Source organism: Enterococcus sp. HMSC078F03 (genome assembly GCF_001811595.1).
Taxonomy (GTDB): domain Bacteria; phylum Bacillota; class Bacilli; order Lactobacillales; family Enterococcaceae; genus Enterococcus; species Enterococcus faecalis.
Map to the genome: position 1 here is coordinate 131,873 of NZ_KV805551.1, position 25,659 is coordinate 157,531.

Genomic DNA, 25,659 nt, shown 5'->3' on the forward strand with positions numbered 1-25,659 from the left:
AATGTTTAGACAGGATATGTTGCTCAACTTTTACGTTTTAAAACACCAAACAACGTTCTGTTTCTTTGAACGATCATGTGAGAAAATGGGAAACGTGATTTACCTAAACCTTGAATAGTTAAGCAAGTTGAGTGGAGATGAAACGAAAGAAATTATGAATTATGAACATTTTTTTACTTATAAAGATATCATTATTAGTTTACTAATTTTCTTTGGCTTGTTGTATGTAATAAGGCTGGAAAGCGTGACTAAATATTTTTCGTTAGTAATAGTCGCCATTGTTTGGTTTAATCCAATACTAGTTCAGCTATTTGACAAGCACACGATTACTGTATCGATAGTTGTTACTCAAATGGTTATGCACTTCCTCTTTATTCCTTTATTTTTATTAACGCTATTAATTATTTCAATAACGGAAAAAGAAGATAGGTTATTTTGCCTACCCATTATATTTTCAGTCTTTCTTGTCTGTTCGCAAGCAACTTGGCTGTATGAGTATAATCTACTTTTTAGAGTAGTCGATATCTGGATGATTCTAATGATACTGTTCGTAAGGATAAAAAATATAAATCCTGAGTAGTTGCACTGAGAAAGCCAAGGATTAAAACTTCAAAGGAAAAGCCTGGGACATCAATCATTTTGGATTTTTGTTCCAGGCTTAAAAATGATAAAGGGTGGGAGCAGAAGCAACTACTAACAAATAAGACTTTTCTTTACGACAAATAATGCGGATCGGTCTTAGTCGTGCTAATGTTGTCGCGGATTTTTTTCAAGGAATCGGCATTTTGATCAAAATTGTGATACATCGTATTTGTATATAAAATATCCATTACCGTTAAGTAACTGATCCGTGAAGCCAAGGATTCCGCACGAAACAAGCCTTCTTCGGTGACGACAATAATTGCTTCGTCGGACAAGCCTGCCAACTCTGAACCGCTGTTACCAGTTAACGTAATCATTTTTGCGTTGGTTTTTTTAACTTGTCGTGCTAGGTTGATTGATTCTTTGGTTTTGCCTGAATGGGAAAAAATAAACACGCAATCTTCACTGGTTAATTTTGTGACAAAACTTAACTGCATGTGGTAATCAAAAATGTAGTTGCACCGATAGTTGGTCCGAATGAATTTATGGAAACTATCAAAAGCCACAATCGAGGAGCCACCTTGCCCAAAAAAGTGAAGCGTTTTGGCAGAGTACATCAAAGCCAACACGTTATCTAACAGCTCTTTTGTTAAGAACTGTGTGGCGTTACTGAGGGAATAAATATTGGCTTGTAAGACTTTTTTAGCAATCGTAATACTATCATCATCTGGTGAAATATCATCGGCGCCATTCACGCTATTGACGTTTTGAAAAGTCGGCTGATAATTAGAATTCCTGGCGATATCAATTTTAAATTCTTGGAACCCAGAATAGCCAATCTTTTTTACAAATTGATACACGGAAGATTGGGAGACGCCAATTTCGTTGGCAAGACTTTCTAACGTCATTTGTGTCAATAATGATTCAGAATGAACAAAGTAATCGGAAATTTTCTTTTCTGTGAGGCTCAAATTCGGTTTTTTGATCCGAATCCGTTGATCCAAATAGTGGTTTTTCATTAACACGTTCCTCCAATCTTATTTTTTAAAATAGAATGAATGCCTTTTCATTGTTGGTATAGACTGATTATAGTGGAAAAAGAGGACAAATACAATTTCTCTTTTTCTCCACAAAAAAGAAATTCTTTAAAAAAGCCAAAAAAAAATAAATAATCTTTTTTCTGAAAAATGAAGGGGTCTTGAAAAGACTTCTCTCAACTAAAGAAAGTAGCCAGTAAAAAGAACGTGATACCAAGAGATTTACTTGTGTTTTTTGTATGAAAGCTCCTTAAAAATAAAAACGTTTTACCTTTTGAGTAGGCAAGATTTTTGCTAAAAAATAAATAATATTTTTTAATTAGTGTAATCGTTTACATTATTTTTTTTATCCTTTATGATTGAAGTATCAAAAGAGGCAGGTGAAAGAAAAATGGACATTGGCTTTATTGGACTTGGGAAAATGGGTTTGAACATGGCATTAAATGTTCACGAACAAGGCTGGCCCATTATTGGCTTTGATGTGACAAAGGAAGCAAGAGCGACTGCTAGAGAGCAGGGGCTTTCCGTTGTAGATTCGTTACCGGAATTATTGAAAGCGCTTAATAAAAGGAAGGTGATTTTTTTAAGTACCCCCGCTGGTCAGATTACCAATCAATTAGTTGCAGAATTGGTAGAGCAATTAGCACCAGAGGATATCATTGTGGATAGTGGCAATTCAAATTTTCATGATAGTGTTGCGAATGCTCAGCTTGCTAAGGAAAAAGGAATTTATTTTATTGATTGTGGTACTTCTGGTGGCATCAAAGGAGCGCGGGAAGGAGCGTGTTTAATGGTTGGCGGTGCGCCTGAAGCCGTCAAGGTGTTAACCCCATTTTTTGAAGATTTAGCTTGTGAACAAGGGTATCTTTATGCTGGGAAATCAGGAGCTGGTCACTATTTGAAAATGGTGCATAACGGGATTGAGTACGTCATGATGCAAGCCATGGGCGAAGGATTCAATTTATTAGAAGCTGCCGAATATGATTTTGCGTTGGAGAAAGTAGCCGATGTGTGGAATCACGGCTCGATTATTGAAGCTCGCTTGATGGGCTTAGCGAAAGAGGTTTTTGCGGAAAATCCTACGTTAGCCAATCTAGAAGGGAAAGTTGTAGCAAATGGCGAAGCCAAATGGATGATTGAAGAAGCATTGCGTTTGGAGATGCCCGTCCCAACTACGGCGTTGTCCTTATTTACTCGAAATGAAAGTATGCTAGCAAATCATTTTTCAAACAAAGTGGTCGCTTCTTTGCGACAAGGATTTGGCGGGCATGAAGTCGTAAAAAGTCAGTAAAGGAGTTTAGTCATGTTAAAAAAACAAAAAATTGCCATAGTGAATTCCAGTAGTTTTGGTCAAATTTTTCCTGAACACTTGACGCGCTTAGAAAAAATAGGCACCGTGAAGCATTTTACAGTCGACAGTGAAATTGGTGGCAAAGAGTTAGCGGAATGTTTACAAGGATATACGATTATTATTGCTAGCGTGACGCCATTTTTCACGAAAGAATTTTTTGAACATAAAGATGAATTATTGCTGATTTCTCGCCATGGTATTGGGTATAACAACATCGATTTAGACGCTGCAAAACAGCACGAGACAATTGTTTCCATCATCCCAGCTTTAGTAGAACGAGATGCCGTGGCGGAAAACAATGTCACAAATTTACTAGCTGTTTTACGGCAAACCGTGGCTGCAGATGCCAGCGTTAAAGCAGATCAATGGGAAAAACGAGCGAATTTTGTCGGTCGGACGTTATTTAACAAAACTGTGGGTGTCATTGGTGTTGGGAACACAGGAAGTTGTGTCGTGGAGACGTTACGAAACGGATTTCGCTGTGACGTGTTAGCGTATGATCCCTATAAATCCGCCACTTATCTGCAAAGTTATGGAGCCAAAAAAGTAGACTTAGATACGTTGCTAGCTTCAGCTGACATCATTTGTTTATGTGCCAATTTAACTGAAGAAAGTTATCACATGATTGGCTCGGCGGAAATTGCCAAGATGAAAGACGGCGTCTATCTTTCCAATAGCGCACGAGGCGCCTTGATTGATGAAGAAGCCATGATTGCCGGCTTACAATCGGGCAAAATTGCTGGGCTTGGGACAGATGTTTTAGAAGAGGAACCAGGTCGGAAAAATCATCCTTATCTTGCGTTTGAAAATGTAGTAATGACGCCGCACACCTCCGCTTATACCATGGAATGCTTGCAAGCGATGGGAGAAAAATGCGTGCAAGATGTGGAAGACGTGGTGCAAGGTATTTTACCTCAACGGGCAGTGCAAGAAGTCAGTCGTTACGTTAGTTAAGAAGGAGGAGGAGCATGTTAACTGATTTAAAAGTGAAAGTTGGACCGCAATTTTATCGTTACCACGAAGGCGCCTTAACTTCGGTGCCGTCACTTTTCAAGGAATATCACGCCCAACGAATTTTGGTGGTGCATGGCACCGTATCCTTTGAAAAAGCTCAGCCATTTTTGCCATTCTTGGCAAATTCAGAGTATCAATTCTTCTATCACACTTACACAGGAGAATGTAGTTATTTTGGCGCCGAACAAATTTCACAGCAAATAAAGGAACACCAGATTGACTTTCTTCTGGGAGTCGGCGGCGGTAAGTTAGCCGATTTAGTGGGCTACAGCGCCCATTTAAACAATCTGAATTTTGGCTTGGTCCCCACTTTGGCTAGTAACTGTGCGCCGTGGACACCATTAGCTGTGATGTATCAAGAAAATGGCGCGGCCGAAGGCAAAACGGAACATTTCTTTCGCCAAGCTGCGTTTTTAATCACTGATCCTAAGTTGCTTCTTGATGCGCCCCGTGATTATTTTGTCGCTGGTTTAGCTGATACGTTAGCGAAATGGTATGAATCAGAGACCATTTTACGCCAAGCCCATTTGCAAGGGGAACCCTTTTTACAATTAGCGGGAGCGACCGCCAAGCTTTCGCAAGAAGCGATTATGCGGGACTCAAAAGCAGCCTTAGCAGCGATGGACGAGGGCAAACTCACGCCTGAATTTGTCCATCTTTCAGAAATTGTTTTCGCCGTTTCCGGATTAGTCGGCGGCTTCGGCGACAAATACGCCCGCAATGCAGCAGCACACGCCATGCATGATGCTATGAGTAAATTTTTACCAAAAAGTCATGACTATTTACATGGCGAAAAAGTAGCTTACGGCATCTTCTATCAATTAGCATTGGAAAAAAGGTGGGCCATCATAGACGCATTAATCCCCTTTTATCAAGAGCTAAACTTACCCATGTCGTTACGACAAATGGGCCTTTACCCAGAAGAAGAAGCAGTACTCGATGCAATGGTTCAATTTATTGATTCAAAAGAAAAGGTTCATTTAATTCCTATTGAGATTTCGGAAGAACGTTTACGTCAAGGGATTGAAGAGCTAGAAAAGTATATCCAAAACCAAGGATAAGAAGGAGGAACTATGGAAACGTTAAGTGTTTTACAAAGTTTGATAATGGCGCTTTGGGTGGCAGCAATTATGTCCAGATGGCTTGGAGGAGGAGCAACGTTAACGTTGCGTTTCTCGCCCTTAATGACAGGGTTAGTAGCAGGTTTAGTGATGGGCGATGTCCCGAAAGCGATGATCGTCACCGCAGCATTACAAATGATTTACATGGGTGTTTTTTCACCAGGTGGCTCTATGCCAGCAGAACCATCAATTGCGGCAGCGATTGCTGTGCCAGTTGCGTTGCTAGGGAACTTGAAGCCGGAAGCGGCTATTGCCGTAGCGGTTCCTGTCGGTCTTTTAGGAAGTTATTTATATCAATTCCGTTTCTTTATTAACACGTTTTTAGGGAAGTATACCGATCGTGCGGTGGCTGAACTAAATTCTAAAAAAATTGCCCGCTCAATTATCTGGTATCCAACGATTGCCTCATTTATTTTATTCGTTCCATTAGTCTTTTTTGCTCTTTATCTAGGGGCACCAGTCATTGCCGATATTATTAAAGCATTAGAAGGAACCGTTGTGATTCACGTGTTAGAAGTAGTCGGTGGTGGTTTAGCCGCAATTGGGATTGCGACAACGGTCTATGTCATTGGTCGAAAAGATTTCTTGGTTTTCTTTTTCCTTGCATACTTCATGAGTATCGTCTTTAAGTCATTGGAAATTACCATGGTAACGTATGCCATCTTTGGCGTAATTATTGCGTTAATTTTTGTGCAAGTCCAAAAAGGCAAACCTGTAGCAGAAAGTGCTGGTTCCGCCAGTGCCACCACTGATTTTGATGATGATGACGATTACGGGTTTTAAAAGAAAAAGGAGGAACTGAAATGACGGAAACAACAGAAAAAGTCGTGCCGAAAACAACGAATTTAGCACCAGAAGAAATTACCAATAAAGATGTTACAAAAGCCTATCTCCGTTGGCATTTTGCCAATGAAATTCCCCATTCCTTTGAACGTTACTTGGCGCCTTCGTTATTGTACGCAATGATGCCACTTTTAAAGAAATTATATAAAGACGATGAACAATTAAAAGCCGCTTATATGCGTCAATTGCTGTTTTTCAATACGCAATTAAGTTGGGGCGGCGGGGTCATTACTGGGTTGATGGCTTCTATGGAACAAGAGCGGGCCAAAGAAGAACATGAAGGCCGCGAAATCATGATGCAAGATGATTTAATGTATAACACCAAAGCTGGCTTGATGGGCGCGTTAGCTGGGATTGGTGATGCGATTGACTCAGGTACGGTTCAATATATTTTTATTGCGATTGCGGTGCCGTGGGCGCAACAAGGTAGCGCATTAGGTGCGATTTTCCCCTTTGTTGCGTTTGCCCTTTATCAAGTACTGTTAGGTGTGTTCTTTGCGAGACAATCCTTCAAAATGGGGCGGAATGCTACAGGCTTAATGCAAAGTGCTGGGATTCAAAAAGCCATTGAAATGTTATCTGTTTTAGGGTTGTTCATGATGGGGATTTTAGCTGGTAATTATGTCAAAGTTTCTTCAACTCTTCAATTTAAACTTTCTGGCCGTGAGTTTGTGGTTCAAGATATCCTTGATCAGATTGTCCCAGGACTCTTGCCGCTAGCTGTCGTAATGGGCGTGTATTGGTTCTATACGAAAAAAGGCTTGAAAGTTACGCAAGCATTATTGTGGTTAACAGGTATCTTAATTGTCTTAGCAACGGTAGGTATTTTATAAAAAGAAAAGGACGTGAATCAGATGGGCGTAGTAAATTTAGCAAGAGTAGATGAACGATTAATTCATGGACAAGTGATGGTGACCTTGTCCCAAAAAAGTGGCGTTAATTCCATTTTCGTTGTCGATGAAGTGGTGGCAAAGGATAAATTTATGCGTGATTTATACAAAAGTGCAGGCAGTCGGACAGGACAAAAAACCATTGTCATTACGCCGGAAAAAGCCAAATTTTATTGGGATGAATACCAATTCAAAGAGTACAACTGTATTTTAATCGCTAAAACCGTCTCTGTAATTTATGACTTAGTAAAACACGGAGTCCCTATGAAGGAGTTAAACATCGGCGGTATTGCACAGAAGAATCCAGAAAAAGATTTATTAGTAACCAAATCAGTTTATTTAAACAAAGAAGATGCCGAAAAATTAAAAGAACTACATGAGGTGTATGGCGTAGAAGATATTTATTTCCAAGCAACGCCTTCTGCACCAAAAACTAGTTTAAAAGAGGTTTTAGGCAAATTTAATTTATAGAAAAGGACAGTCGCTTGAGTCATTGCATGACTGTTTGAAGTAATGACTCAAGCCGCTGAATTGAAGGAGGAACTTTTATGTTAGGGATTGTGATTGCTACACACGGTGCACTAAGTGACGGTGCGAAAGACGCAGCTACCGTGATTATGGGCGCAACCGAAAATATCGAAACCGTTAATCTAAATAGTGGCGACGATGTCCAAGCACTAGGCGGACAAATTAAAACAGCGATTGAGAACGTCCAACAAGGGGATGGCGTGTTGGTCATGGTTGACTTATTAAGTGCGAGTCCTTACAATCAGGCAGTTTTGGTGATTAACGAACTCGAACCAGCACTACAAAAGAAAATCTTTGTGGTGAGTGGTACCAACCTACCAATGGTCTTAGAAGCGATAAACCATCAATTATTGGGCACACCGATTGCTGAAGCGGCGCAAGCGATTGTTGCGCAAGGCAAAGAAAGTGTGCAAGCATGGGATATTTCTATGACTTCATTTGAGGATGAAGAGGATGAGGACGATGATTTTTAAGAATGTAGTAAAGGGTGAAAGCAATGAAATGGGGATTTAGATGGTACGGAGCGGCAGGCGATGCCATTCCGTTAAAACATATTCGACAGATTCCAGGAATTACTGGTGTTGTCGGTACCTTGTTAAATAAACTACCAGGTGATGTTTGGACAGTAGCCGAAATTCAGGCACTTAAACAATCGGTGGAACAAGAAGGATTAGCACTTTTAGGAATTGAAAGTGTCGCTATTCATGATGCCATTAAAGCGGGGACGGATCAACGAGACCACTATATTGATAATTATCGCCAGACGTTGCGTAACTTGGGGAAATGCGGAATTTCCTTAGTGTGCTACAGTTTCAAACCTATTTTTGGTTGGGCTAAAACGGACTTGGCGTATGAGAATGAAGATGGTAGCTTATCGTTGTTATTTGATCAAGCTGTGGTAGAGAACATGCAGCCAGAAGACATGTATCAATTAATTCACAGTCAGTCAAAAGGATTCCGGTTACCAGGTTGGGAAGAGGAGCGTTTGCAACAATTTCAAGAATTGAAAGCCATGTATGCCGGCGTAACGGAAGAAGATTTGGTCGAAAATTTGCGCTACTTTTTAGAACGTGTGATTCCTGTCTGTGAAGAAGAAAATATCAAAATGGGGATTCACCCCGATGATCCACCTTGGGAAATTTTTGGTTTGCCAAGAATCACTAAAAATTTAGCGGATTTAAAACGGATCCTTTCCTTGGTGGACTCACCAGCAAATGGGATTACATTTTGTACAGGTTCCCTCGGTGCGGACCCGACGAATGATTTGCCTACTATGATTCGTGAAATAGGTCACAGAATTAATTTTGTTCATTTCCGCAATGTGAAGTATTTAGGTGAGCATCGTTTTGAAGAAACGGCGCATCCGAGTGTCGCTGGTTCGTTAGATATGGCGGAATTAATGCAAGCACTGGTAGACGTAGGGTATGAAGGCGTTATTCGTCCTGATCATGGGCGGGCAATTTGGGATGAAAAAGCGATGCCTGGTTATGGTTTATATGATCGAGCAATGGGGTTGACCTATATTCAAGGACTGTACGAAGCAACCAAAGCCAAACAAAATAGGAAGTGACAGAATGGAAACAAAAGTTGAAAAAAATCAACTGTATCAACAATTAGCGACATGTAAACTTTTACCACTATACACTGCAACAGATTTACGCTATTTGCCACAAGTAGAATCAGTCTTAGTAGAAAACGAATTACCGTTTATTGAAGTCACTTTTCGGAGTCAGCTGGCCTTGCCTGCCATCAAACAACTTGCTGCTTCAGGGAATTTAATTGTGGGCGCAGGAACTGTTAGAACCTTGAAAGAAGCCCAAGAGGCAGTAGCGAACGGTGCACAGTTCATTGTTTCCCCAGCGATTGTTCCAGAAGTCATTGATTTTTGTCTGGCAAATGAGGTGCCCATTTTTCCAGGAACAGCTACGCCTGGGGAGATTCAGCGAGCGCTGGCGTATGGCTTACGAGTGGTTAAATTTTTCCCAGCCGATATTTATGGCGGATTAAAAGCCATTAAAAGTTTAAGTGGCCCGTTTTATGATGTTCAATTTTTACCAACTGGTGGGATTGATGAAACAAACTTTATAGAGTATGTGGAAGCCAAAGAAGTATTAGCAGTGGGCGGCTCCTTTATTTTATCGGAAAAGATGCTTCAAGAAGATGAAGCTTCGGCACGCCAGCATGTTCAATCTTTACTCACGAAAATCAAAGAACGACAAGCAAAATAAAAAGATGGGCTAAGTTTTGTTACTTAGTCCTCTTTTTTTCTGTCCAAATGTTACTGACATTATTTTAGTTTTCATTTTGTAAAAATAGTATAGGAGAAAAGCAATCAGTTATGTATAATTAGTGAAAGAAGGTTGCGTGAAGTAAAAATAAAAAGGAGAGCAAAGGATGTTAAAAAATGTAGAAGTGTTCTGGAAAAACTTTTTAGATAAACATGAATTAGATATGTTGATGCCCGATGTGTGGATGTTTGGTGATGGCTCTTCTGAGATGGGTAATCGTTTGGGTCAATTGGTTGTTTCTGGTCGTAAGACAGCGACATGTTCTTCTTTAGATATTTATAAGATGGAAGAAGAACAACTCCCTAAAGCTGGTCAATACGACATAATTTTAGATGGTCAGTCTCAACCGCTGGCTATTATTCGAACAACCAAAGTTGAAATTATGCCCATGAATAAGGTCTCAGAATCTTTTGCACAAGCGGAAGGTGAAGGAGATTTGACGTTGGATTATTGGTATGAAGAGCATGCGCGGTTCTTTAAAGAAGAACTGGCCCCCTATCAGTTACAATTTTATCCCGATATGCTGTTAGTTTGCCAAAGTTTTGAAGTAGTGGATCTTTATACAGAAAAAGAATAGACAGAGAAGCGGTGACTGACACGATTGAAACGAGCAGTTGTCGCTTTTTTTACTGATTTTTTGAAAAAGTTGCGTATGTTTATATAGACAGGGTGATAGAAAAGAGATGTGTATTTTAAGTGTCGAGGAAAAGATGGTACAATAACCTAAGGAATACTAACAAGGAGTGAATGTTATGAAAGAAGAATTTTCATATGAAATTTTAGAAGAAGTCGCTGTGTTATCTGAGAATGCTCGTGGCTGGCGTAAAGAATTGAATTTAATTAGTTGGAATGGTCGTCCACCAAAATTTGATTTGCGTGAGTGGGCCCCTGATCACGAAAAAATGGGTAAAGGCATCACCTTAACTAACGAAGAATTTGCTGAATTAAGCAAAACAATTAAATCCATGTAAAAGGAGCACCCTGTCAATGAAAAGTATGACTGGATTTGGAAAAAAGACCATTCAAAATGAAAATTATCAATTGGATATCGAAGTCAAAAGTGTCAACCAGCGGTTTTTAGATATTCAATTGCGTATGCCAAAGGAACTGAATGCCTATGAACTGGTGATTCGGCAAGTAATCAAACGCACGTTAAAACGTGGACGTGTGGAAGTCTATGTAAATCTCCAAAAAATCGGCAACAATCAAAAAGAAGTGCGCGTGCAGTGGGACTTAATTGATCAATTATTAACTTCGGTAGATCAACATTTAAAGGAAAACTATCCGGAAGCAACGTTTGATGCAGGGGACACGGTCAACCATTTATTAAAGCAAAATGATTTTGTCGAAATAGTGGAAGCAGAAATCGTTGATCAGACATTTGAACCATTTCTTGTTCAAGCATTTGAAGCAGCCATCGCTAGTCTTGACCAAAGCCGGGTGCAAGAAGGCACGCAAATTAAACAAGTCCTGCTTGACTACGTAGCAGTGTTGACCCAATCAATTCAAGAGCTGCAAGCGTTTGTGGGCGTTTTTGAACAAGAATACCGTCAACGTTTTGAAGCGAAATTAAACGAATGGTTAGGTAGCCAAGTGGATGAAACACGCTTATTAACAGAAATGGCCATTTTATTGGAAAAAGGCGATATTCATGAAGAATTGGATCGTTTGGATATCCATATTGATAAGTTGCATCAGTTGCTTGACGAAACAGAACCAGTGGGCCGAGAACTAGATTTCTTAATTCAAGAAATGAACCGTGAAGTCAATACGATTGGTTCGAAATCAAGTCCAATTGAAATAAAAAATAGTGTCGTTCAAATGAAAACAACCTTAGAAAAGATTCGTGAACAAATTCAAAATGTCGAATAGAGAAAATGGTTTCGTGTTTTTCCAGAAAACGCTATAATATAGAAGTAACGAATAAATGACAGAGGTGAAAGCAATGACTAAATTTTATGATGTAACCTTTCAAGAATTAAGTGGTCGTTCTGTGGTAAAAACAGAAGTCGCTTCAGACAGAGAACCATTTGACGTCTGGCAAGATGCTTGTGCAAGCTATTCTGAAACAGAATTAAATATCCAAATTAACGAAGACACGTTTGTTACTTTGAATCGTCACTTTGTTGTTCGCATTGACGTGAAAGAAGTTGACGGCCCTGTCGACAAACAAGTTCGTCGTCGCGATGAATTGATGAACGTGGTCAATACGCTTTCTAATATGGGCTTATAAAAAATACCACCAAGCATTTCACGCTTGGTGGTATTTTTTTTAATTAGAATAAAAGAAACAAGCCAACGGCGCATAGGAAAGAAAGAACTGCGGCACTTAAAAAGATTGTCCGCATGGATGCAGTTTTACTGCTTTCTTTGCCGTGTTTTTTCTGACGTTCTAAACGTTTTTGAAGCTGACGGGTAATTACTGAGAAGATTAGCCCGAAAAGGACTAAAACACTTGTGGCAATCGATTTGGGAATAAAATGATTCGGTTCTGCAACGGTGGTATCCCCAGAATGTTCGTTTGATTCTTCCGCAGCTTCAGCTGTTGTTTGTTTTGGCTTAACTTCTTGGTAAGCCACTTTAGGCGCTTGAACAGTACTATTTAACAATGTCAAAGGCGTGTCGACTTGCACCTGCCCTGCTACTAATTTAAAAGTAGGCTGACTGCCTTTGGGAACGACACCGTATAAATCGTTAGCCAAAGTGACTTTTTTGTGATCAATGGTTTGTGGTCCTTTGTCTAAAAGTTTTTTGCGTTCGTATGTCGTATAGGCATAGTCCAGCAAAGCATTCCCAGCCACATGCCGTTCGTATTCACCATCTTGGTTTTGCCAATTACCAACGCCTAAAATGACTTCAATTAAACGGAAATCTCCTTGTTTGACAGTCGCAATATAGTTAAAACCGCCTGTTGGACTAGAGCCTGTTTTTAAACCATCCACGCCTTGGTAGCCATACTTAGCGCCTGGTAAAGAATAATTGTACGCTTCAAAAGTTTCCTCGTAAGGCGTGCCGACCATTGTTTTCACCACTGGTTTATTGGTGATTTCTAAAATTTCTGGATAATTTTTCAGAAAATGATAGGTTAGTGAAGCTAAATCCCTAGCTGTAGAGACGTTATCGCCATTTGGGTCAATTCCTTGCATTTGATACAGGCCGTTAAAGGCACTTGCTTGCGCCCCACTGCAGTTGTAATAGGTAGTATTTGTCATCCCTAATTCAGCCGCTTTTTGGTTCATTAAATGAACAAAGTCAGTAGGCTGGTTCCCTGAAATTAAATTTGCCAACATGAGAGTCGCCACATTAGAAGAGGGGACAGCAATCATTTTTAACAGTTCACGGACTGGATAAGCAACACCTAACGTAATTTTGTTATTACTAATGGCGTATATTTTAGAAATATCGACATCTTTTTGCGTAGCAGTCACAGTCGTATCCATTGTAAATTTTCCTTGCTCCATTGCTTCAAAGGCCAAGTACATGGTCATCACTTTGGCAATACTGGCAGGATTCCACGCTGAATCTGGTTGCTGCGACCAGAGAATTTCTCCAGAATCAGCATCAACAACGATGGCTGCTTTGGGAATGCCATCCGCTTTCAGGGTCGTCCCCATTTTTTTAGCAATTGCGGTAATATCTTCTTCTGCGTGAGTCACAGTAGGTTGGGCAAAAAAGGCCCCACAACTGACAACTAAGCCTAGCAGAAACAATGTAAATGGTTTAATTCGTGCGATGTTTCTCAGTCCTTTCTTATTCACGTTTTTTCATCCTAAAGGAGTCATCACTTCATTTTACTTAAAAAATGGCTGCCTGTATAGGAATTCTAGGTAATTTGTTTAAAAAAAGAACAAGTTATGAAAGCCAAATTAAAGAAGAAATGTTATTTTTTCAGTGAATCTCCAAGAAAGTCTTGAAAATTGCAGAAAAAAAGTGCAAAATAGAACTAATACTGTGAAATTATGTTTTGAAAGGAAGTCGTTATGTCAGAGCGCGGGTTATTAATCGTATTGTCAGGTCCTTCAGGAGTGGGGAAAGGGACTGTAAGAAAGGCTATTTTCGACAGTGAAGAAAATGATTTTCAATATTCAATCTCAATGACCACTCGGAAACAGCGAGAAGGCGAAGTGGATGGAGTAGATTACTATTTCCGTTCAAGAGAAGAATTTGAAGCGATGATTGAAGCTGGAGAAATGTTGGAATATGCGGAATATGTTGGTAACTATTATGGGACACCATTAACGTATGTTAACCAGACGCTAGATGAAGGCAAAGACGTCTTTTTAGAAATCGAAGTCCAAGGGGCTAAACAAGTCAAAGACAAAGTGCCTGATGGCGTATTTATCTTTTTGACACCTCCCGATTTAGCGGAATTAAAATCAAGAATTATTGGCCGCGGAACAGACGAAATGTCTGTGATTGAAGAACGAATGGCTGTGGCCAGAGAAGAAATCGAAATGATGGCGCTGTATGATTATGCGGTAGTGAATGATGAAGTTCCTTTAGCCGTGCAACGAATTAAAGACATTATCGCGAGTGAGCACTTCCGTGTTGACCGTGTAATTGGAAAATATATTAAAATGTTAGAGGAGATGTAGCCTTATGATGTTAAAACCGTCAATTGACTCATTGTTAAAAGAAGTTCCTTCAAAATATTCTTTGGTTATTTTAGCAAGCAAACGTGCGCATGAATTAGATGAAGGCGTTCAACCAACCGTTGAATCCTTTGATTCTGTAAAAAGTGTGGGTCGTGCGTTAGAAGAAATCGAAGCAGGAACAGTGATCAGTGATCCAAATCCTGAAGAAAAACGCGAACGTCTACGCATTGAACGTGAAGAACGCAAACGCCAACGTGAACAAGAACAAAAAGAATTAGAAAACCGTTTACGTGACGAAAAAAATTAATTGAATGATTGTCAACGAATGGAGAAAGCCGTCTGTCTATTTCAGAGGCTTTCTCTTCGTTTATTCTGAAAGGTGCCAACGAGACACACAAGACAAATCAGTCAATCTTTAGTACAATAGGCAAAGAGAATTTACATAAAAAGGAGGACGCACCATGCAAAAAGTAGCCAAAGTTATTGTGGATGTACCAACGATGCAAACCGATCAACCATTCACTTATTTAGTTCCTGAAAATTTAAATGAGCAATTGGCTGTCGGCATGCGTGTAGAAGTGCCTTTTGGTAACGGTAATCGGCATGTTCAAGGGTTTGTTCTAGCCATTGAACCAGTGGCTGCAACGGTTCTTGACGAAACCAATGTTCAGTTGAAAGAACTAGTGGCGGTGTTGGATTTAAAACCTGTCTTAAATACAGAAATGTTGGCTTTAGCTGATTATATGAAGGAAAAAACGTTTGCTTTTAAAATCACTTGTTTGCAAACCATGTTGCCTAGCGTAATGCGTGCCGATTACCAAAAATATATTTATTTAACGGATGAGCTTTCTGAAGAATTACAAGATCAGTTATTTTATGGTTTAGAGGAAATTTCGTGGGACCAAGCGCAAGAACGTGGGCTTTTGCCTCAACTAATGGCGTTGCGTAAACAGCAAAAAGTCGATATTCGCTACGAAGTTACGACGAGAAATAAAGTAAAAATGGTCCGCTTCATTCAAGCCGCTAAGGAATTTGAACAACTAGAGGAAATTCGTTTGGGTTTACGCAAGGGAGCTAAGAAGAAAGAGCAACTTCTTTACTATTTACAACGCTTGGGCACTGAAAAAATCACCGCTGTGAAGGAAATGAAAGAATTAGGTTTCAGTACCGCGCTTTTAAATGAAGCGGCCAAAAACGGCTGGTTAACGTTCATTGAAAAAGAAGCGTATCGTGATCCGTTTGCTAATCAGACGTTTGAAAAAACGACTGCGTTATCTTTGAATGCAGAACAACAGGTGGCTGTGGAAACAATCTTACAATCGGTCCAAGAACAGCAAAGCCAAACCTACTTATTGGAAGGTATTACAGGAAGCGGGAAAACAGAAGTTTATCTACAGGTCATTGCAGAAGTTCTTAACCAAGGCAAAACAGCCATTATGCTTGTCCCTGAAATTTCTTTAACTCCGCAAATGGTGCAACGCTTTAAAAGTCGCTTTGGCGAACATGTTGCTGTAATGCACAGTGGCTTATCGCAAGGTGAAAAATACGATGAGTGGCGGAAGATTGAACGAGGAGAAGCGGAAGTTGTGGTTGGTGCGCGTTCTGCCATTTTTGCGCCAATCGAAAACATCGGTGTGATCATTATTGATGAAGAACACGAGGCAAGTTATAAACAAGAAGAAACCCCCCGCTACCACGCGAGAGATTTAGCGATTTGGCGTTCGGAGTACCATCATTGCCCTGTTGTTTTAGGTAGTGCCACGCCGTCCTTGGAATCACGCGCTCGCGCACAAAAAAATGTTTATCAGCGGTTACGATTAACACAGCGTGCCAATCAAGCGGCAACTTTGCCTACGATTGATGTAGTGGATATGCGGCAAGAAGTAGAAAATGGCAATGTCTCTTCTTTTTCCATGTCGTTGCAAGAAAAACTCCAAGAACGCTTAGAGAAAAACGAACAAAGTGTTCTCCTACTTAATCGCCGTGGCTATTCGTCATTTGTGATGTGTCGCGATTGTGGCTATGTGTTGCCGTGTCCGAATTGTGATATTTCCTTAACTTTGCATATGGATAGCAAAACAATGAAATGTCATTATTGTGGACATGAAGAACGGATTCCTTATCGCTGTCCTAACTGTGGCCAAGATAAAATTCGCTACTACGGAACAGGCACACAAAAAGTAGAAGAAGAATTACAAACGTTGTTACCAGACAGTCGTATTCTCCGAATGGATGTTGATACGACCCGACGCAAAGGTGCGCATGAAAAGATTTTGCGAACATTTGGTGAAGGACAAGCGGATATCTTATTAGGCACACAAATGATTGCCAAAGGACTGGACTTTCCAAATGTGACGTTAGTCGGTGTCTTAAATGCTGATACCGCCTTGAATTTACCCGATTTTCGTTCCAGTGAACGGACCTTCCAGTTATTGACACAGGTCAGCGGTCGAGCTGGTCGAGCTGAAAAACCGGGGGAAGTCATCATTCAATCTTTTAACCCCGAGCATTATGCGATACAATTGGCAAAAGCCCAAGATTATGAAGATTTTTATACAAAAGAAATGTATATCCGTCATCGTGGGGATTATCCGCCGTACTATTTTACGGTCCAAATTACGGCTAGCCATCCTGAAGAAAATGAAGCAGCGAAACAAATGTTTCAAATTGCGACGAAATTAAAACAAGGCTTATCGCCGCAAGCTATTTTGTTGGGACCAACGCCCAACGCAATTATGCGTGTCAATAATCGGTACTTTTATCAAGTGATTATCAAGTATAAACAAGAACCAATGCTTCAACCATTATTGAAAGAAATTTTAACCGATACACAACGAGCAACGGCTCGTGGTTTAAAGCTTTCCATTGATGCAGAACCCATGAATTTTATTTAAAAAATACAGCTTTGAAAGGAGCACTTATGCGCTATCCAGTTGTGATTCACCCGAACGAACACTTAAAAATGAAGGCTCAACCTGTGACGATTATTACCGATGAAATTGTGCAGTTACTAGAGGATATGTATGAAACAATGCTGGCCCATGATGGGATTGGCTTAGCAGCCCCGCAAATTGGTAAAAATTTGCAAATGGCAGTGATTGAAATCGATGAAGAATCTGGTCATTTTGAACTAATTAATCCAGTGATTATTGAAAAAAAGGGAACCAGTATTGATGTGGAAGGTTGTTTAAGTATTCCAGAAACATATGGAACCGTTGAACGAGCAGATGAAGTGACTGTCCGTTATTTTGACCGTGAAGGTGAAGAAATGGAAGTTACGGCTTACGGCTATTTAGCTCGAGCTTTTCAACACGAAATTGATCATTTGAACGGCGAGTTATTTATCGATAAAATGATTGAGAAAATTGCACCAGAAGATTTAGAAGCGTATATGGAGGAACATTTTGATGACTAAAATTGTATTTATGGGCACACCAGCCTTTTCTGTTCCGATTTTAGAAAGTTTAATCGAGGCAGGCTATGACGTTCAAGCGGTTGTCACGCAACCAGATCGACCAGTTGGCCGAAAAAAAGTGATTACCCCAACGCCTGTCAAAGAAGCAGCTTTAAAACATAACTTATTAGTCTTACAACCAGAGAAAATTTCAGGTTCTCCTGAAATGGAAAAAGTGATTGACTTAGCACCAGATTTAATTGTGACAGCAGCCTTTGGACAATTTTTACCAGAGAAAATTTTAAAAGCGCCCAAACTAGGTGCGATTAATGTCCATGCCTCACTTTTACCAAAATATCGTGGCGGCGCACCTGTACATTACTCGATTATTGAAGGAGAAAAAGAAACAGGCGTCACGATTATGGAAATGGTGAAAAAAATGGATGCTGGCGCGATTTTAGCGCAACGTGCAATTCCGATTACGAAACAAGACGATGTAGGCACCATGTTTGAAAAATTAAGCATTCTAGGAAAAGAACTTTTATTAGAGACGTTACCTAAGCTAATTGCTGGCGAAATCACGCCTATTCCACAAGTGGAAGAAGAGGCTACTTTTTCACCAAATATTGCCCGGGAACAAGAACGAATTGACTGGCAAAAAACTGCTGAGGCAATTGATAACCAAGTGCGTGGTATGCGTCCTTGGCCAACAGCGTTCACAACCTATCAAGGGACCAACTGGAAAATTTGGGCAGTGACACCACTGACTGAAACAACAACCAGCGCCCCAGGAACGATTATCCAACGTAGTAAAAAAGCGCTATGGATTGCTTGTGGCGAAGGGACAGTTCTTCAAATTGATCGCCTGCAACCAGCAGGTAAAGGTCAATTAACGATTCAAGAATTTTTAAATGGCGTCGGTCAAAATGTCGCAGAAAAAGATAAGGTGGACTAACAAAAATGGCTGAAAAAATCCCCAAGAAATTAAAACGTTCTGTTCGATACGTTGCTTTAGAAACCATCGAACGTGTGGATAAAGGTGGGGCGTACTCCAATCTTTTACTTAATGAAATGATGACAAAATCAGAACTAAGCGAGAAAGATGGCCGCTTGTTTACAGAACTTGTCTACGGCACAATTAGTCGCAAATTATTGTTGGAATACTACTTAACACCATTTGTTAAGAAACCGCAAAAAGTCGATAATTGGGTGAAAAATTTATTGATTTTATCGTTATATCAATTACTTTATTTAGATAAAGTGCCTGATCATGCAGTCATTAATGAAGCGGTTGAAATTGGCAAACGTCGTGGCAATCCTGGGATTGGTAAATTCGTGAATGGCGTGCTGCGGGCGTTCCAACGAAATGGAGCACCTAGTTTGGCCGCAATTAGCGATCCAGTTGATCGTTTAGCAACGGAAATTAGCATGCCACGTTGGTTAACAGAAAAATTACTTGCCCAATTAGGCGAAGAAGAAACACGGCAGTTAGGTTTGTCATTATTTGAAAAAAGCCATGCGAGTGGCCGAGTAAACACACGGTTTATTTCACGAGAAGAAGCGCTGGAAGAATTACAAGAAACAGGGATTGCCGCGAAGGAAAGTCAACTTTCCCCTTATGGTGTTGTCGCTGAAAAAGGCTACTTAGCTGGTAGTGAACTGTTTATTAACGGTTGTTTAACCATTCAAGATGAAAGCTCTATGCTCGTGGCTCCAGCGATGCAAATTGAACCGCATCATCGTGTCTTGGATGCTTGTGCGGCTCCTGGTGGCAAAACGACTCATATCGCAACTTTTTTAGAGGCTGAAGCAGGTGGTCGTGTGACTTCTTTAGATATTCATGCGCACAAAATTAAGCTAATTAATGAAAATGCGCAACGCCTCAATGTGGCGGATGTCGTCCAAGCAGAAAAGCTTGATGCGCGACAAGTGGCCGAAGAATTTCCCGCAGAAACCTTTGATCGGATTTTAGTTGATGCACCATGTTCAGGCTTAGGGCTAATGCGCCGTAAACCAGACATTAAATACCATAAAACGGCCAATGATTTTCAAAATTTACCTAAAATTCAGTTAGAAATCTTAGAAAGTGTTGCCCCAACACTAAAACAATGGGGTATAATGGTCTATAGCACTTGTACTATTACGCCAGAAGAAAATCAGGAAGTAGTGGCAGCCTTTTTAGCCAAACACCCTGAATTTGAAAAAATTGAAATTGTTGCAAATGAAAATGTCCAAGCAGTAGTAAAAGAGCAAGAACTGGTTCTGTATCCCCATCAATACATGACAGATGGCTTCTTTATTTGCTGTATGCGGAAAGTTAGTTCAAATGAGGTGAAATAATTTGGAAATCAACGTTCAATCAGATGTCGGTCGCAAAAGAAATACGAACCAAGATTATGCCAACGTTTTTGAGAACCAACAACACATAACCTTTGCTGTTTTAGCAGATGGCATGGGTGGTCACCAAGCAGGTGATGTCGCTAGCCAAATGGCAGTCAATAATTTAGGTGAGAGTTGGTCCAATGCGTCTGTCGACTCAGCTGAAAAATCTGCACAGTGGTTAATTCAAGCAATTCAAAAGGAAAATGAAAAAATTTATGAACGCGGACAATCGAAACCAGAGTATTTAGGAATGGGGACAACCGTGGTTGGTGCCATCCTTTTACCGGATTCATTTGTCTTAGCAAATGTGGGGGACAGTCGTGCTTATTTAGTTCGTGACCAACACATGTTACAATTAACAGAAGATCATTCTTTAGTGAATGAACTAGTAAAATCAGGGGAGATTACTCGTGAGATGGCTGCAAATCATCCACGAAAAAATGTCCTAACACGTTCTTTGGGAATGCCTGGCACTGTCGAAGTCGATGTAACCAATCATGAATGGCTGCCTAATGACTATTTACTGTTATGTTCGGACGGTTTAACCAATATGGTTCCTGAGACAAAAATTTTAGAAATTTTAGAGACGTCAGATCCCTTAGAATCCAAATTAAGCCAACTCGTTGCCCAAGCAAATGAAGCGGGTGGTTTAGATAACATTACCGTGTTAGTGATACACTTTGACGAACAGAAGGAGGAAAACCAATGATAGAAATCGGCAAGAAGCTGAATGGTCGATATCACATTATTGGCAGCATCGGAAGCGGCGGCATGGCCAACGTCTATTTAGCACACGATTTAATTTTAGACCGAGACGTTGCAGTAAAAGTCTTGCGCTTTGACTTCCAAAACGATCAAGCCGCCATCCGACGTTTTCAGCGTGAAGCACTAGCCGCAACTGAGCTGGTTCACCCGAATATCGTCAGTGTGTACGATGTAGGCGAAGAAGATGGACTACAATATTTAGTCATGGAATATGTAAAAGGAATGGACTTAAAACGTTACATCCAAACGCATTTCCCAATCCCTTATTCCACAGTTGTGGACATTACGCAACAAATTTTATCTGCTGTCGCAATGGCACATGAACATAGAATTATTCACCGGGATTTAAAACCGCAAAACATTCTGATTGACGAACACGGCACAGTCAAAATTACTGACTTTGGGATTGCGATTGCCTTGTCAGAAACGTCAATTACGCAAACGAACACAATGTTAGGTTCGGTGCATTACTTATCGCCAGAACAAGCACGCGGAAGCATGGCGACTAACCAATCAGATATTTACGCTGTGGGAATTATTCTCTATGAAATGCTAACGGGGAATGTACCTTTTGATGGTGAATCAGCCGTAACGATTGCCTTAAAACATTTTCAAGAAGAAATTCCCTCTGTTAAAATGTTTGATCCAGGGATTCCTCAATCATTGGAAAATGTGGTTCGTCACGCAACCGCAAAAGACCCAAGCGATCGCTACAAAACAGCGAATGAGATGGCAGAAGACTTATACACGTCCTTGTCAGCCAGTCGTTTAAACGAACCTGCGTGGGAACCAACGGCTTTATTAGGAGAAACGAAAGTATTAACTCCGATTCCCGAAGACATCGCTGAACCGGAAGAGACAACGCCTGTCGAAGTCCCAGAAGATATCGCAGATGACATTTTAGCTGAACAACCACCGAAGAAAAACCGCAAAAAATTGTGGATTGGCTTAGCAATTGCGGCATTAATTGCTTTAGCAATAGGTGGCTTAGCCTTTGCAATGTCGGGTGGTAAAGACGTTGAAGTTCCTGATGTTACAAATGAAACGAAAGCGGCCGCTTCACAAGCGCTACAAAGTGCCGGGCTGAAAGTCGACAGTGAAACCAAAAAAATTCCCGATGATAAGATTGAAGAAGGCAAGGTGGTCAAAACAGACCCCGAAGCAAAATCATCCGTGAAAAAAGGCCGATCTGTTACTTTATATATCAGCTCTGGAACAGAAAAAATTGAGATGGCCGATTATACAAACGAATCGTATGAATCTGCTGTCGAAGCCTTGAAAAAACTAGGGTTTTCAGAAGACCAAATTACAACGAAAAAAGAATACAGTGATTCTGTGTCTACGGATAGCATTATTAAACAAAAACCAGCTGCAGGTAAAAAAGTTGATCCGAAAAAAGACAAAGTCACTTTAACGGTCAGTGAAGGACCAGAAGCGGTTACTTTGCCTAGTTACGCCGGTTATTCTTACACAAATGCAGTAAATGCACTGGCACAGTTAGGCATTTCTGAATCTCAAATTACGCGTGTCGACCAAGCAAGCGATACGGTAGAACCAGGTTTAGTCATTACGCAAGACCCCGCACCAGGTGGCACCGTGACACCTAAAAATGGCCAAGTGACGTTATATGTAAGTAAAGGCAGCGACAAAGTGACACTTTCTGATTATAGCGGAATTTCTTACGATAATGCGGTAAGTCGCTTAATTGCTTTAGGTATCCCAGAATCTCAAATTAAACGAGTGGACGAAGAAAGCGACAAAGTTGAAAAAGATACCGTGATTAGTCAAGAACCAGCTTCTGGTACCGCTGTTGATCCGAAAAATGACACGATTACTTTACATGTCAGCAAAGGCAGTGACTCAGTAACTGTTCCTGATATTTCAGGTTATTCGCCAAAAGCTGCAGAAGACAGCATCAATAACGCTGGCCTTAAAATCAATGAACAAGGATTATCTGGCTCTGGCGATGGCCAAGTCGTTGAACGAACTAGCCCATCCGCTGGCAGCAAAGTCAAAAAAGGCGACTCTGTTACAGTTTATTATTCAAAAGTAAATGATTCAAAAAGCACCACTAGTGAAAGTAGTACGAGTAATTAAGACAAGAGGTTGGGACAGGAGTGTTTAGCTTCAAGAACCAAGTAGGTACTGTTTAACATCTATTTGCTTTTCAAATAGTGTTTCTCAGCAATAAGAAGAAGCTGCTCCTGTCCCGCCGTTTATCTTAAGGTTTAAGTCTAGGAAGGTAAGTCATTTCGACTTATGTCCTAGGCTCTTTTTAATTAATAGAATCGAGAGGCTCCCTTGATTTCTCTGCCACTATCCTGTATATTCGAAAGTAGTTAGGAGTGGTTTATCTGAAAGGTCAAATCAGAAAAGCGTTAAGCGGTTTTTATTATGTATACGCAGATGGAGAAACATATCAAACAAGAGCGCGAGGGAATTTTCGTAATCGAAAAATTACGCCACTCGTGGGAGATGAAGTACTTTTTGAAAGCGATAATTTAACAGATGGTTATGTGTTGGAAATTTTACCAAGACGAAATGAATTAGTGCGCCCGCCTGTTGCAAATGTGGATCTAGGTGTGGTTGTCATGAGTATGGTTTCGCCAAATTTTTCGTTTAATTTGTTGGATCGTTTCTTAGTCAGCTTAGAGTATAAGGATATAGAACCAGTTATTTATTTAACGAAAGTTGATCTATTAGATGAGCCGCAACGTCAAGAAGTCACTGAAATTAAACAGATTTATGAAGCGTTAGGTTATGCGGTAATCGCTTCGGAAGACGTAGAAGCCACCAAAGAATTAGAACGCTTTTTCCCAGAACGGTTGACTGTTTTTATGGGACAATCAGGCGCTGGAAAATCAACATTGTTGAATCAAATTTCACCAGAATTACAACTAGCAACTGCGGAAATTTCCCAATCTTTAGGACGGGGCAAACATACGACCCGTCACGTGGAATTGATTCCGTTATACGACGGTTTGGTTGCTGATACACCAGGATTTAGTGCCATCGATTTCTTGGAGATGGAAGCAGTGGAATTACCAAAGCAATTTCCTGAATTTGTTGCCGCGGCCTCTCACTGTAAGTTTCGTGAATGTATGCACCACAAAGAACCTGGTTGTGAAGTGAAACGTCAAGTGGAAGCGGGAACCATTGCAACGAGTCGTTACGAAAATTATTTACAGTTTTTAATGGAAATCGAGAATCGACGACCTGTTTATAAGAAAAAATCATAGCAAATATAAAGGGAGCGAGCCAAATGAAACTAGCACCATCCATTTTAAGTGCCGATTTTGCCAATTTAGAAAGAGATATCCGTTTAGTAGAAGAATTAGGAGCAGATTATATTCATGTTGATGTTATGGACGGTCAATTTGTGCCCAACATTACCTTAGGACCGAATATCGTTTCAGCGATTCGTCCAGTGACAAAACTACCATTGGATGTTCATTTGATGATTGTACAACCTGAAAACTATATCAATGCCTTTGCGGAAGCCGGTGCGGATATTATTACTGTCCATCAAGAAGCAACACCCCATATTCATCGTGCCTTACAAATGATTAAAAATGCGGGTGTGAAAGCTGGCGTAACCATCAATCCTGGGACACCACTTTCGATGATCGAAAATGTATTAGATTTGGCAGATCAAGTCTTGGTAATGACTGTCAATCCAGGCTTTGGCGGACAATCATTTATTGAAAACTCACTAGAAAAAATTGCTCAATTAAAAGAATGGAAAGAAACAAAAGGATACACCTATGAAATTGAAGTCGATGGCGGGATTGTTCCTGAAACTGCCGCACGCTGCAAAGAAGCTGGTGCGGAAGTGTTCGTTGCAGGCTCCTACATTTATAATGCTGAAAATCCTCAAGAACGAATCGATGCACTGAGAGCAGTGCTAGACAAATGAGTCGTGTCTTACTGGTAGCTGGGGGCAATCCAAGTGATTGGCCAACCATTGAACCAGCTACGTATGATTATTTCGTAGGTATTGATCGCGGCTGTCTCCATTTATTAGAGGCCGATTTACCGTTACAATTAGCGGTGGGTGATTTTGATTCATTATCACGAGAAGAATACCATTTTGTCCAAGAAACTGCCGAAACACTCATCCAAGCACCCGCTGAAAAAGATGATACAGATACACAATTAGCGCTTCAAGAAGCTTTACAACGATTTCCACAAGCAGAGATGACGATTATCGGTGCGACAGGGGGCAGAATTGACCACCTGTTAGCCAATCTTTGGTTACCTTTTGAACCACGATTTCAAGGCGTACTTCGCCAAATCCGTCTATGCGATCGTCAAAATAGCATCCAGTATTACGCCCCTGGTTCGTATATCGTACCAAAAGAGCCAGATAAAGAATATCTGGCCTACTGCTGTTTGACGCCTGTAGAAAACTTGACGCTACGACGCAGTAAATATTTATTAACCAATCAAGATGTTCCTTACCCAACATCGTATGCAAGTAATGAATTTATCGAAGAAGCCGCTGCTTTTTCCTTCGATGCAGGGATGATTGCGGTTATTCAAAGTAAAGATAAGTAAAAAGAGGTTGGACCTTCATCAAAGTGATGAAGGTCCAACTTCTTTTTTTATGCAATAAAAAAAGCCGAACAACGAACGTCCAGCTTTGCTTATTTAAGTTTATTAAACACGTTCGATTTTACCAGATTTCAAAGCACGAGTTGACACCCAAACTTTTTTAGGTTTACCATCGATTAATACGCGAACTTTTTGTAAGTTAGGTTTCACAGTGCGTTTTGTTGAGTTCATCGCATGTGAACGGTTATTACCACTTGAAGTCTTACGACCAGTGAAGTAACATACTTTTGCCATTTTAAGTTTCCTCCTTTGCCT

The 25,659-nt window shown here is 40.4% G+C and carries 27 protein-coding genes; 24 read left to right on the plus strand and 3 right to left on the minus strand.

Annotation, left to right across the window (positions count from 1 at the left end; translation table 11 throughout):
- Window positions 1–713 precede the first annotated feature (713 nt).
- Entirely contained in the window at window positions 714–1,601 is an 888-nt protein-coding gene (locus tag HMPREF2810_RS04615) for a MurR/RpiR family transcriptional regulator (protein WP_002383224.1), read from the minus strand.
- Window positions 1,602–1,974: 373 nt separating this feature from the next.
- Here HMPREF2810_RS04615 and gnd point away from each other — a divergent pair, with 373 nt between their 5' ends.
- The 13 genes from gnd (at window position 1,975) to HMPREF2810_RS04680 (ending at window position 11,887) form a co-directional block, all read left to right on the plus strand.
- On the plus strand, window positions 1,975–2,910 hold the full coding sequence (gene gnd, locus HMPREF2810_RS04620) for a phosphogluconate dehydrogenase (NAD(+)-dependent, decarboxylating) (RefSeq protein ID WP_002385196.1): 936 nt from the start codon (window positions 1,975–1,977) through the stop codon (window positions 2,908–2,910).
- A 12-nt stretch (window positions 2,911–2,922) separates the two neighbouring features.
- Window positions 2,923–3,924, plus strand: a complete 1,002-nt coding sequence (locus HMPREF2810_RS04625) for a D-isomer specific 2-hydroxyacid dehydrogenase family protein (RefSeq protein WP_002385197.1) — start codon at window positions 2,923–2,925, stop codon at window positions 3,922–3,924.
- A gap of 14 nt (window positions 3,925–3,938) precedes the next feature.
- Window positions 3,939–5,045, plus strand: a complete 1,107-nt coding sequence (locus HMPREF2810_RS04630) for an iron-containing alcohol dehydrogenase family protein (RefSeq protein ID WP_002385198.1) — start codon at window positions 3,939–3,941, stop codon at window positions 5,043–5,045.
- Window positions 5,046–5,057: 12 nt separating this feature from the next.
- A complete protein-coding gene (locus HMPREF2810_RS04635) occupies window positions 5,058–5,888 on the plus strand; it encodes a PTS mannose/fructose/sorbose/N-acetylgalactosamine transporter subunit IIC (protein ID WP_002385199.1) in 831 nt (276 codons plus the stop codon).
- Between the two features lie 20 nt (window positions 5,889–5,908).
- Window positions 5,909–6,781, plus strand: a complete 873-nt coding sequence (locus tag HMPREF2810_RS04640; protein ID WP_002354903.1) for a PTS system mannose/fructose/sorbose family transporter subunit IID — start codon at window positions 5,909–5,911, stop codon at window positions 6,779–6,781.
- 21 nt (window positions 6,782–6,802) lie between these two features.
- Window positions 6,803–7,309 (plus strand): PTS sugar transporter subunit IIB, encoded by a 507-nt coding sequence (locus HMPREF2810_RS04645; protein ID WP_002354904.1) that lies wholly within the window; start codon window positions 6,803–6,805, stop codon window positions 7,307–7,309.
- Window positions 7,310–7,386: 77 nt separating this feature from the next.
- Window positions 7,387–7,839 carry a PTS sugar transporter subunit IIA gene (locus tag HMPREF2810_RS04650; RefSeq protein ID WP_002354905.1) on the plus strand — a complete coding sequence of 151 codons (453 nt, stop codon included), beginning with the start codon at window positions 7,387–7,389 and terminating at the stop codon, window positions 7,837–7,839.
- Window positions 7,840–7,862: 23 nt separating this feature from the next.
- Entirely contained in the window at window positions 7,863–8,936 is a 1,074-nt protein-coding gene (uxuA, locus tag HMPREF2810_RS04655) for a mannonate dehydratase (RefSeq protein WP_002388613.1), read from the plus strand.
- A 4-nt stretch (window positions 8,937–8,940) separates the two neighbouring features.
- The gene (locus HMPREF2810_RS04660; RefSeq protein WP_002354907.1) at window positions 8,941–9,594 is read left to right on the plus strand and encodes a bifunctional 4-hydroxy-2-oxoglutarate aldolase/2-dehydro-3-deoxy-phosphogluconate aldolase; all 654 of its coding nucleotides are present in this window, start codon (window positions 8,941–8,943) and stop codon (window positions 9,592–9,594) included.
- Window positions 9,595–9,760: 166 nt separating this feature from the next.
- Window positions 9,761–10,231, plus strand: coding sequence for an ASCH domain-containing protein (locus HMPREF2810_RS04665; RefSeq protein WP_002385201.1), 471 nt, complete (start codon window positions 9,761–9,763; stop codon window positions 10,229–10,231).
- A gap of 175 nt (window positions 10,232–10,406) precedes the next feature.
- Window positions 10,407–10,625, plus strand: coding sequence for a YdbC family protein (locus tag HMPREF2810_RS04670; protein WP_002381076.1), 219 nt, complete (start codon window positions 10,407–10,409; stop codon window positions 10,623–10,625).
- Window positions 10,626–10,641: 16 nt separating this feature from the next.
- A complete protein-coding gene (locus HMPREF2810_RS04675; RefSeq protein ID WP_002365374.1) occupies window positions 10,642–11,526 on the plus strand; it encodes a YicC/YloC family endoribonuclease in 885 nt (294 codons plus the stop codon).
- A gap of 55 nt (window positions 11,527–11,581) precedes the next feature.
- Window positions 11,582–11,887, plus strand: a complete 306-nt coding sequence (locus tag HMPREF2810_RS04680) for a hypothetical protein (protein WP_002383233.1) — start codon at window positions 11,582–11,584, stop codon at window positions 11,885–11,887.
- Window positions 11,888–11,930: 43 nt separating this feature from the next.
- On the opposite strand, the gene HMPREF2810_RS04685 is transcribed toward HMPREF2810_RS04680, so the two are convergent.
- Complete coding sequence (locus tag HMPREF2810_RS04685; protein ID WP_002385202.1) at window positions 11,931–13,412, minus strand: DUF1958 domain-containing protein; 1,482 nt, start codon at window positions 13,410–13,412, stop codon at window positions 11,931–11,933.
- A 222-nt stretch (window positions 13,413–13,634) separates the two neighbouring features.
- Here HMPREF2810_RS04685 and gmk point away from each other — a divergent pair, with 222 nt between their 5' ends.
- The 11 genes from gmk to HMPREF2810_RS04740 all read left to right on the plus strand — a co-directional run bounded on the left by gmk (window position 13,635) and on the right by HMPREF2810_RS04740 (window position 25,347).
- On the plus strand, window positions 13,635–14,249 hold the full coding sequence (gene gmk / locus HMPREF2810_RS04690; protein WP_002354915.1) for a guanylate kinase: 615 nt from the start codon (window positions 13,635–13,637) through the stop codon (window positions 14,247–14,249).
- 4 nt (window positions 14,250–14,253) lie between these two features.
- Window positions 14,254–14,556: a DNA-directed RNA polymerase subunit omega gene (gene rpoZ / locus HMPREF2810_RS04695; RefSeq protein ID WP_002354916.1), complete on the plus strand. Its 303-nt coding sequence runs from the start codon at window positions 14,254–14,256 to the stop codon at window positions 14,554–14,556.
- A gap of 154 nt (window positions 14,557–14,710) precedes the next feature.
- Window positions 14,711–17,143, plus strand: coding sequence for a primosomal protein N' (gene priA / locus HMPREF2810_RS04700; RefSeq protein ID WP_002385203.1), 2,433 nt, complete (start codon window positions 14,711–14,713; stop codon window positions 17,141–17,143).
- Between the two features lie 26 nt (window positions 17,144–17,169).
- Window positions 17,170–17,664: a peptide deformylase gene (gene def / locus HMPREF2810_RS04705; RefSeq protein WP_002389420.1), complete on the plus strand. Its 495-nt coding sequence runs from the start codon at window positions 17,170–17,172 to the stop codon at window positions 17,662–17,664.
- Entirely contained in the window at window positions 17,657–18,598 is a 942-nt protein-coding gene (gene fmt / locus HMPREF2810_RS04710) for a methionyl-tRNA formyltransferase (RefSeq protein ID WP_002385205.1), read from the plus strand. Before def ends, fmt begins: the two co-directional genes overlap by 8 nt.
- Before the next feature lie 5 nt (window positions 18,599–18,603).
- Window positions 18,604–19,983, plus strand: a complete 1,380-nt coding sequence (gene rsmB / locus HMPREF2810_RS04715; protein WP_002385206.1) for a 16S rRNA (cytosine(967)-C(5))-methyltransferase RsmB — start codon at window positions 18,604–18,606, stop codon at window positions 19,981–19,983.
- A gap of 1 nt (window position 19,984) precedes the next feature.
- The gene (locus HMPREF2810_RS04720) at window positions 19,985–20,734 is read left to right on the plus strand and encodes a Stp1/IreP family PP2C-type Ser/Thr phosphatase (RefSeq protein ID WP_002354922.1); all 750 of its coding nucleotides are present in this window, start codon (window positions 19,985–19,987) and stop codon (window positions 20,732–20,734) included.
- Window positions 20,731–22,887: a serine/threonine protein kinase IreK gene (ireK, locus tag HMPREF2810_RS04725; protein ID WP_002385207.1), complete on the plus strand. Its 2,157-nt coding sequence runs from the start codon at window positions 20,731–20,733 to the stop codon at window positions 22,885–22,887. Before HMPREF2810_RS04720 ends, ireK begins: the two co-directional genes overlap by 4 nt.
- A gap of 248 nt (window positions 22,888–23,135) precedes the next feature.
- Complete coding sequence (gene rsgA, locus HMPREF2810_RS04730) at window positions 23,136–24,029, plus strand: ribosome small subunit-dependent GTPase A (protein WP_002359046.1); 894 nt, start codon at window positions 23,136–23,138, stop codon at window positions 24,027–24,029.
- Window positions 24,030–24,052: 23 nt separating this feature from the next.
- Complete coding sequence (gene rpe, locus HMPREF2810_RS04735) at window positions 24,053–24,706, plus strand: ribulose-phosphate 3-epimerase (RefSeq protein ID WP_002354925.1); 654 nt, start codon at window positions 24,053–24,055, stop codon at window positions 24,704–24,706.
- A complete protein-coding gene (locus HMPREF2810_RS04740; protein WP_002361010.1) occupies window positions 24,703–25,347 on the plus strand; it encodes a thiamine diphosphokinase in 645 nt (214 codons plus the stop codon). The genes rpe and HMPREF2810_RS04740 overlap by 4 nt, the downstream gene beginning before the upstream one ends.
- 102 nt (window positions 25,348–25,449) lie before the next feature.
- On the opposite strand, the gene rpmB is transcribed toward HMPREF2810_RS04740, so the two are convergent.
- Complete coding sequence (gene rpmB, locus HMPREF2810_RS04745; protein WP_002354928.1) at window positions 25,450–25,638, minus strand: 50S ribosomal protein L28; 189 nt, start codon at window positions 25,636–25,638, stop codon at window positions 25,450–25,452.
- Window positions 25,639–25,659: the final 21 nt, after the last annotated feature.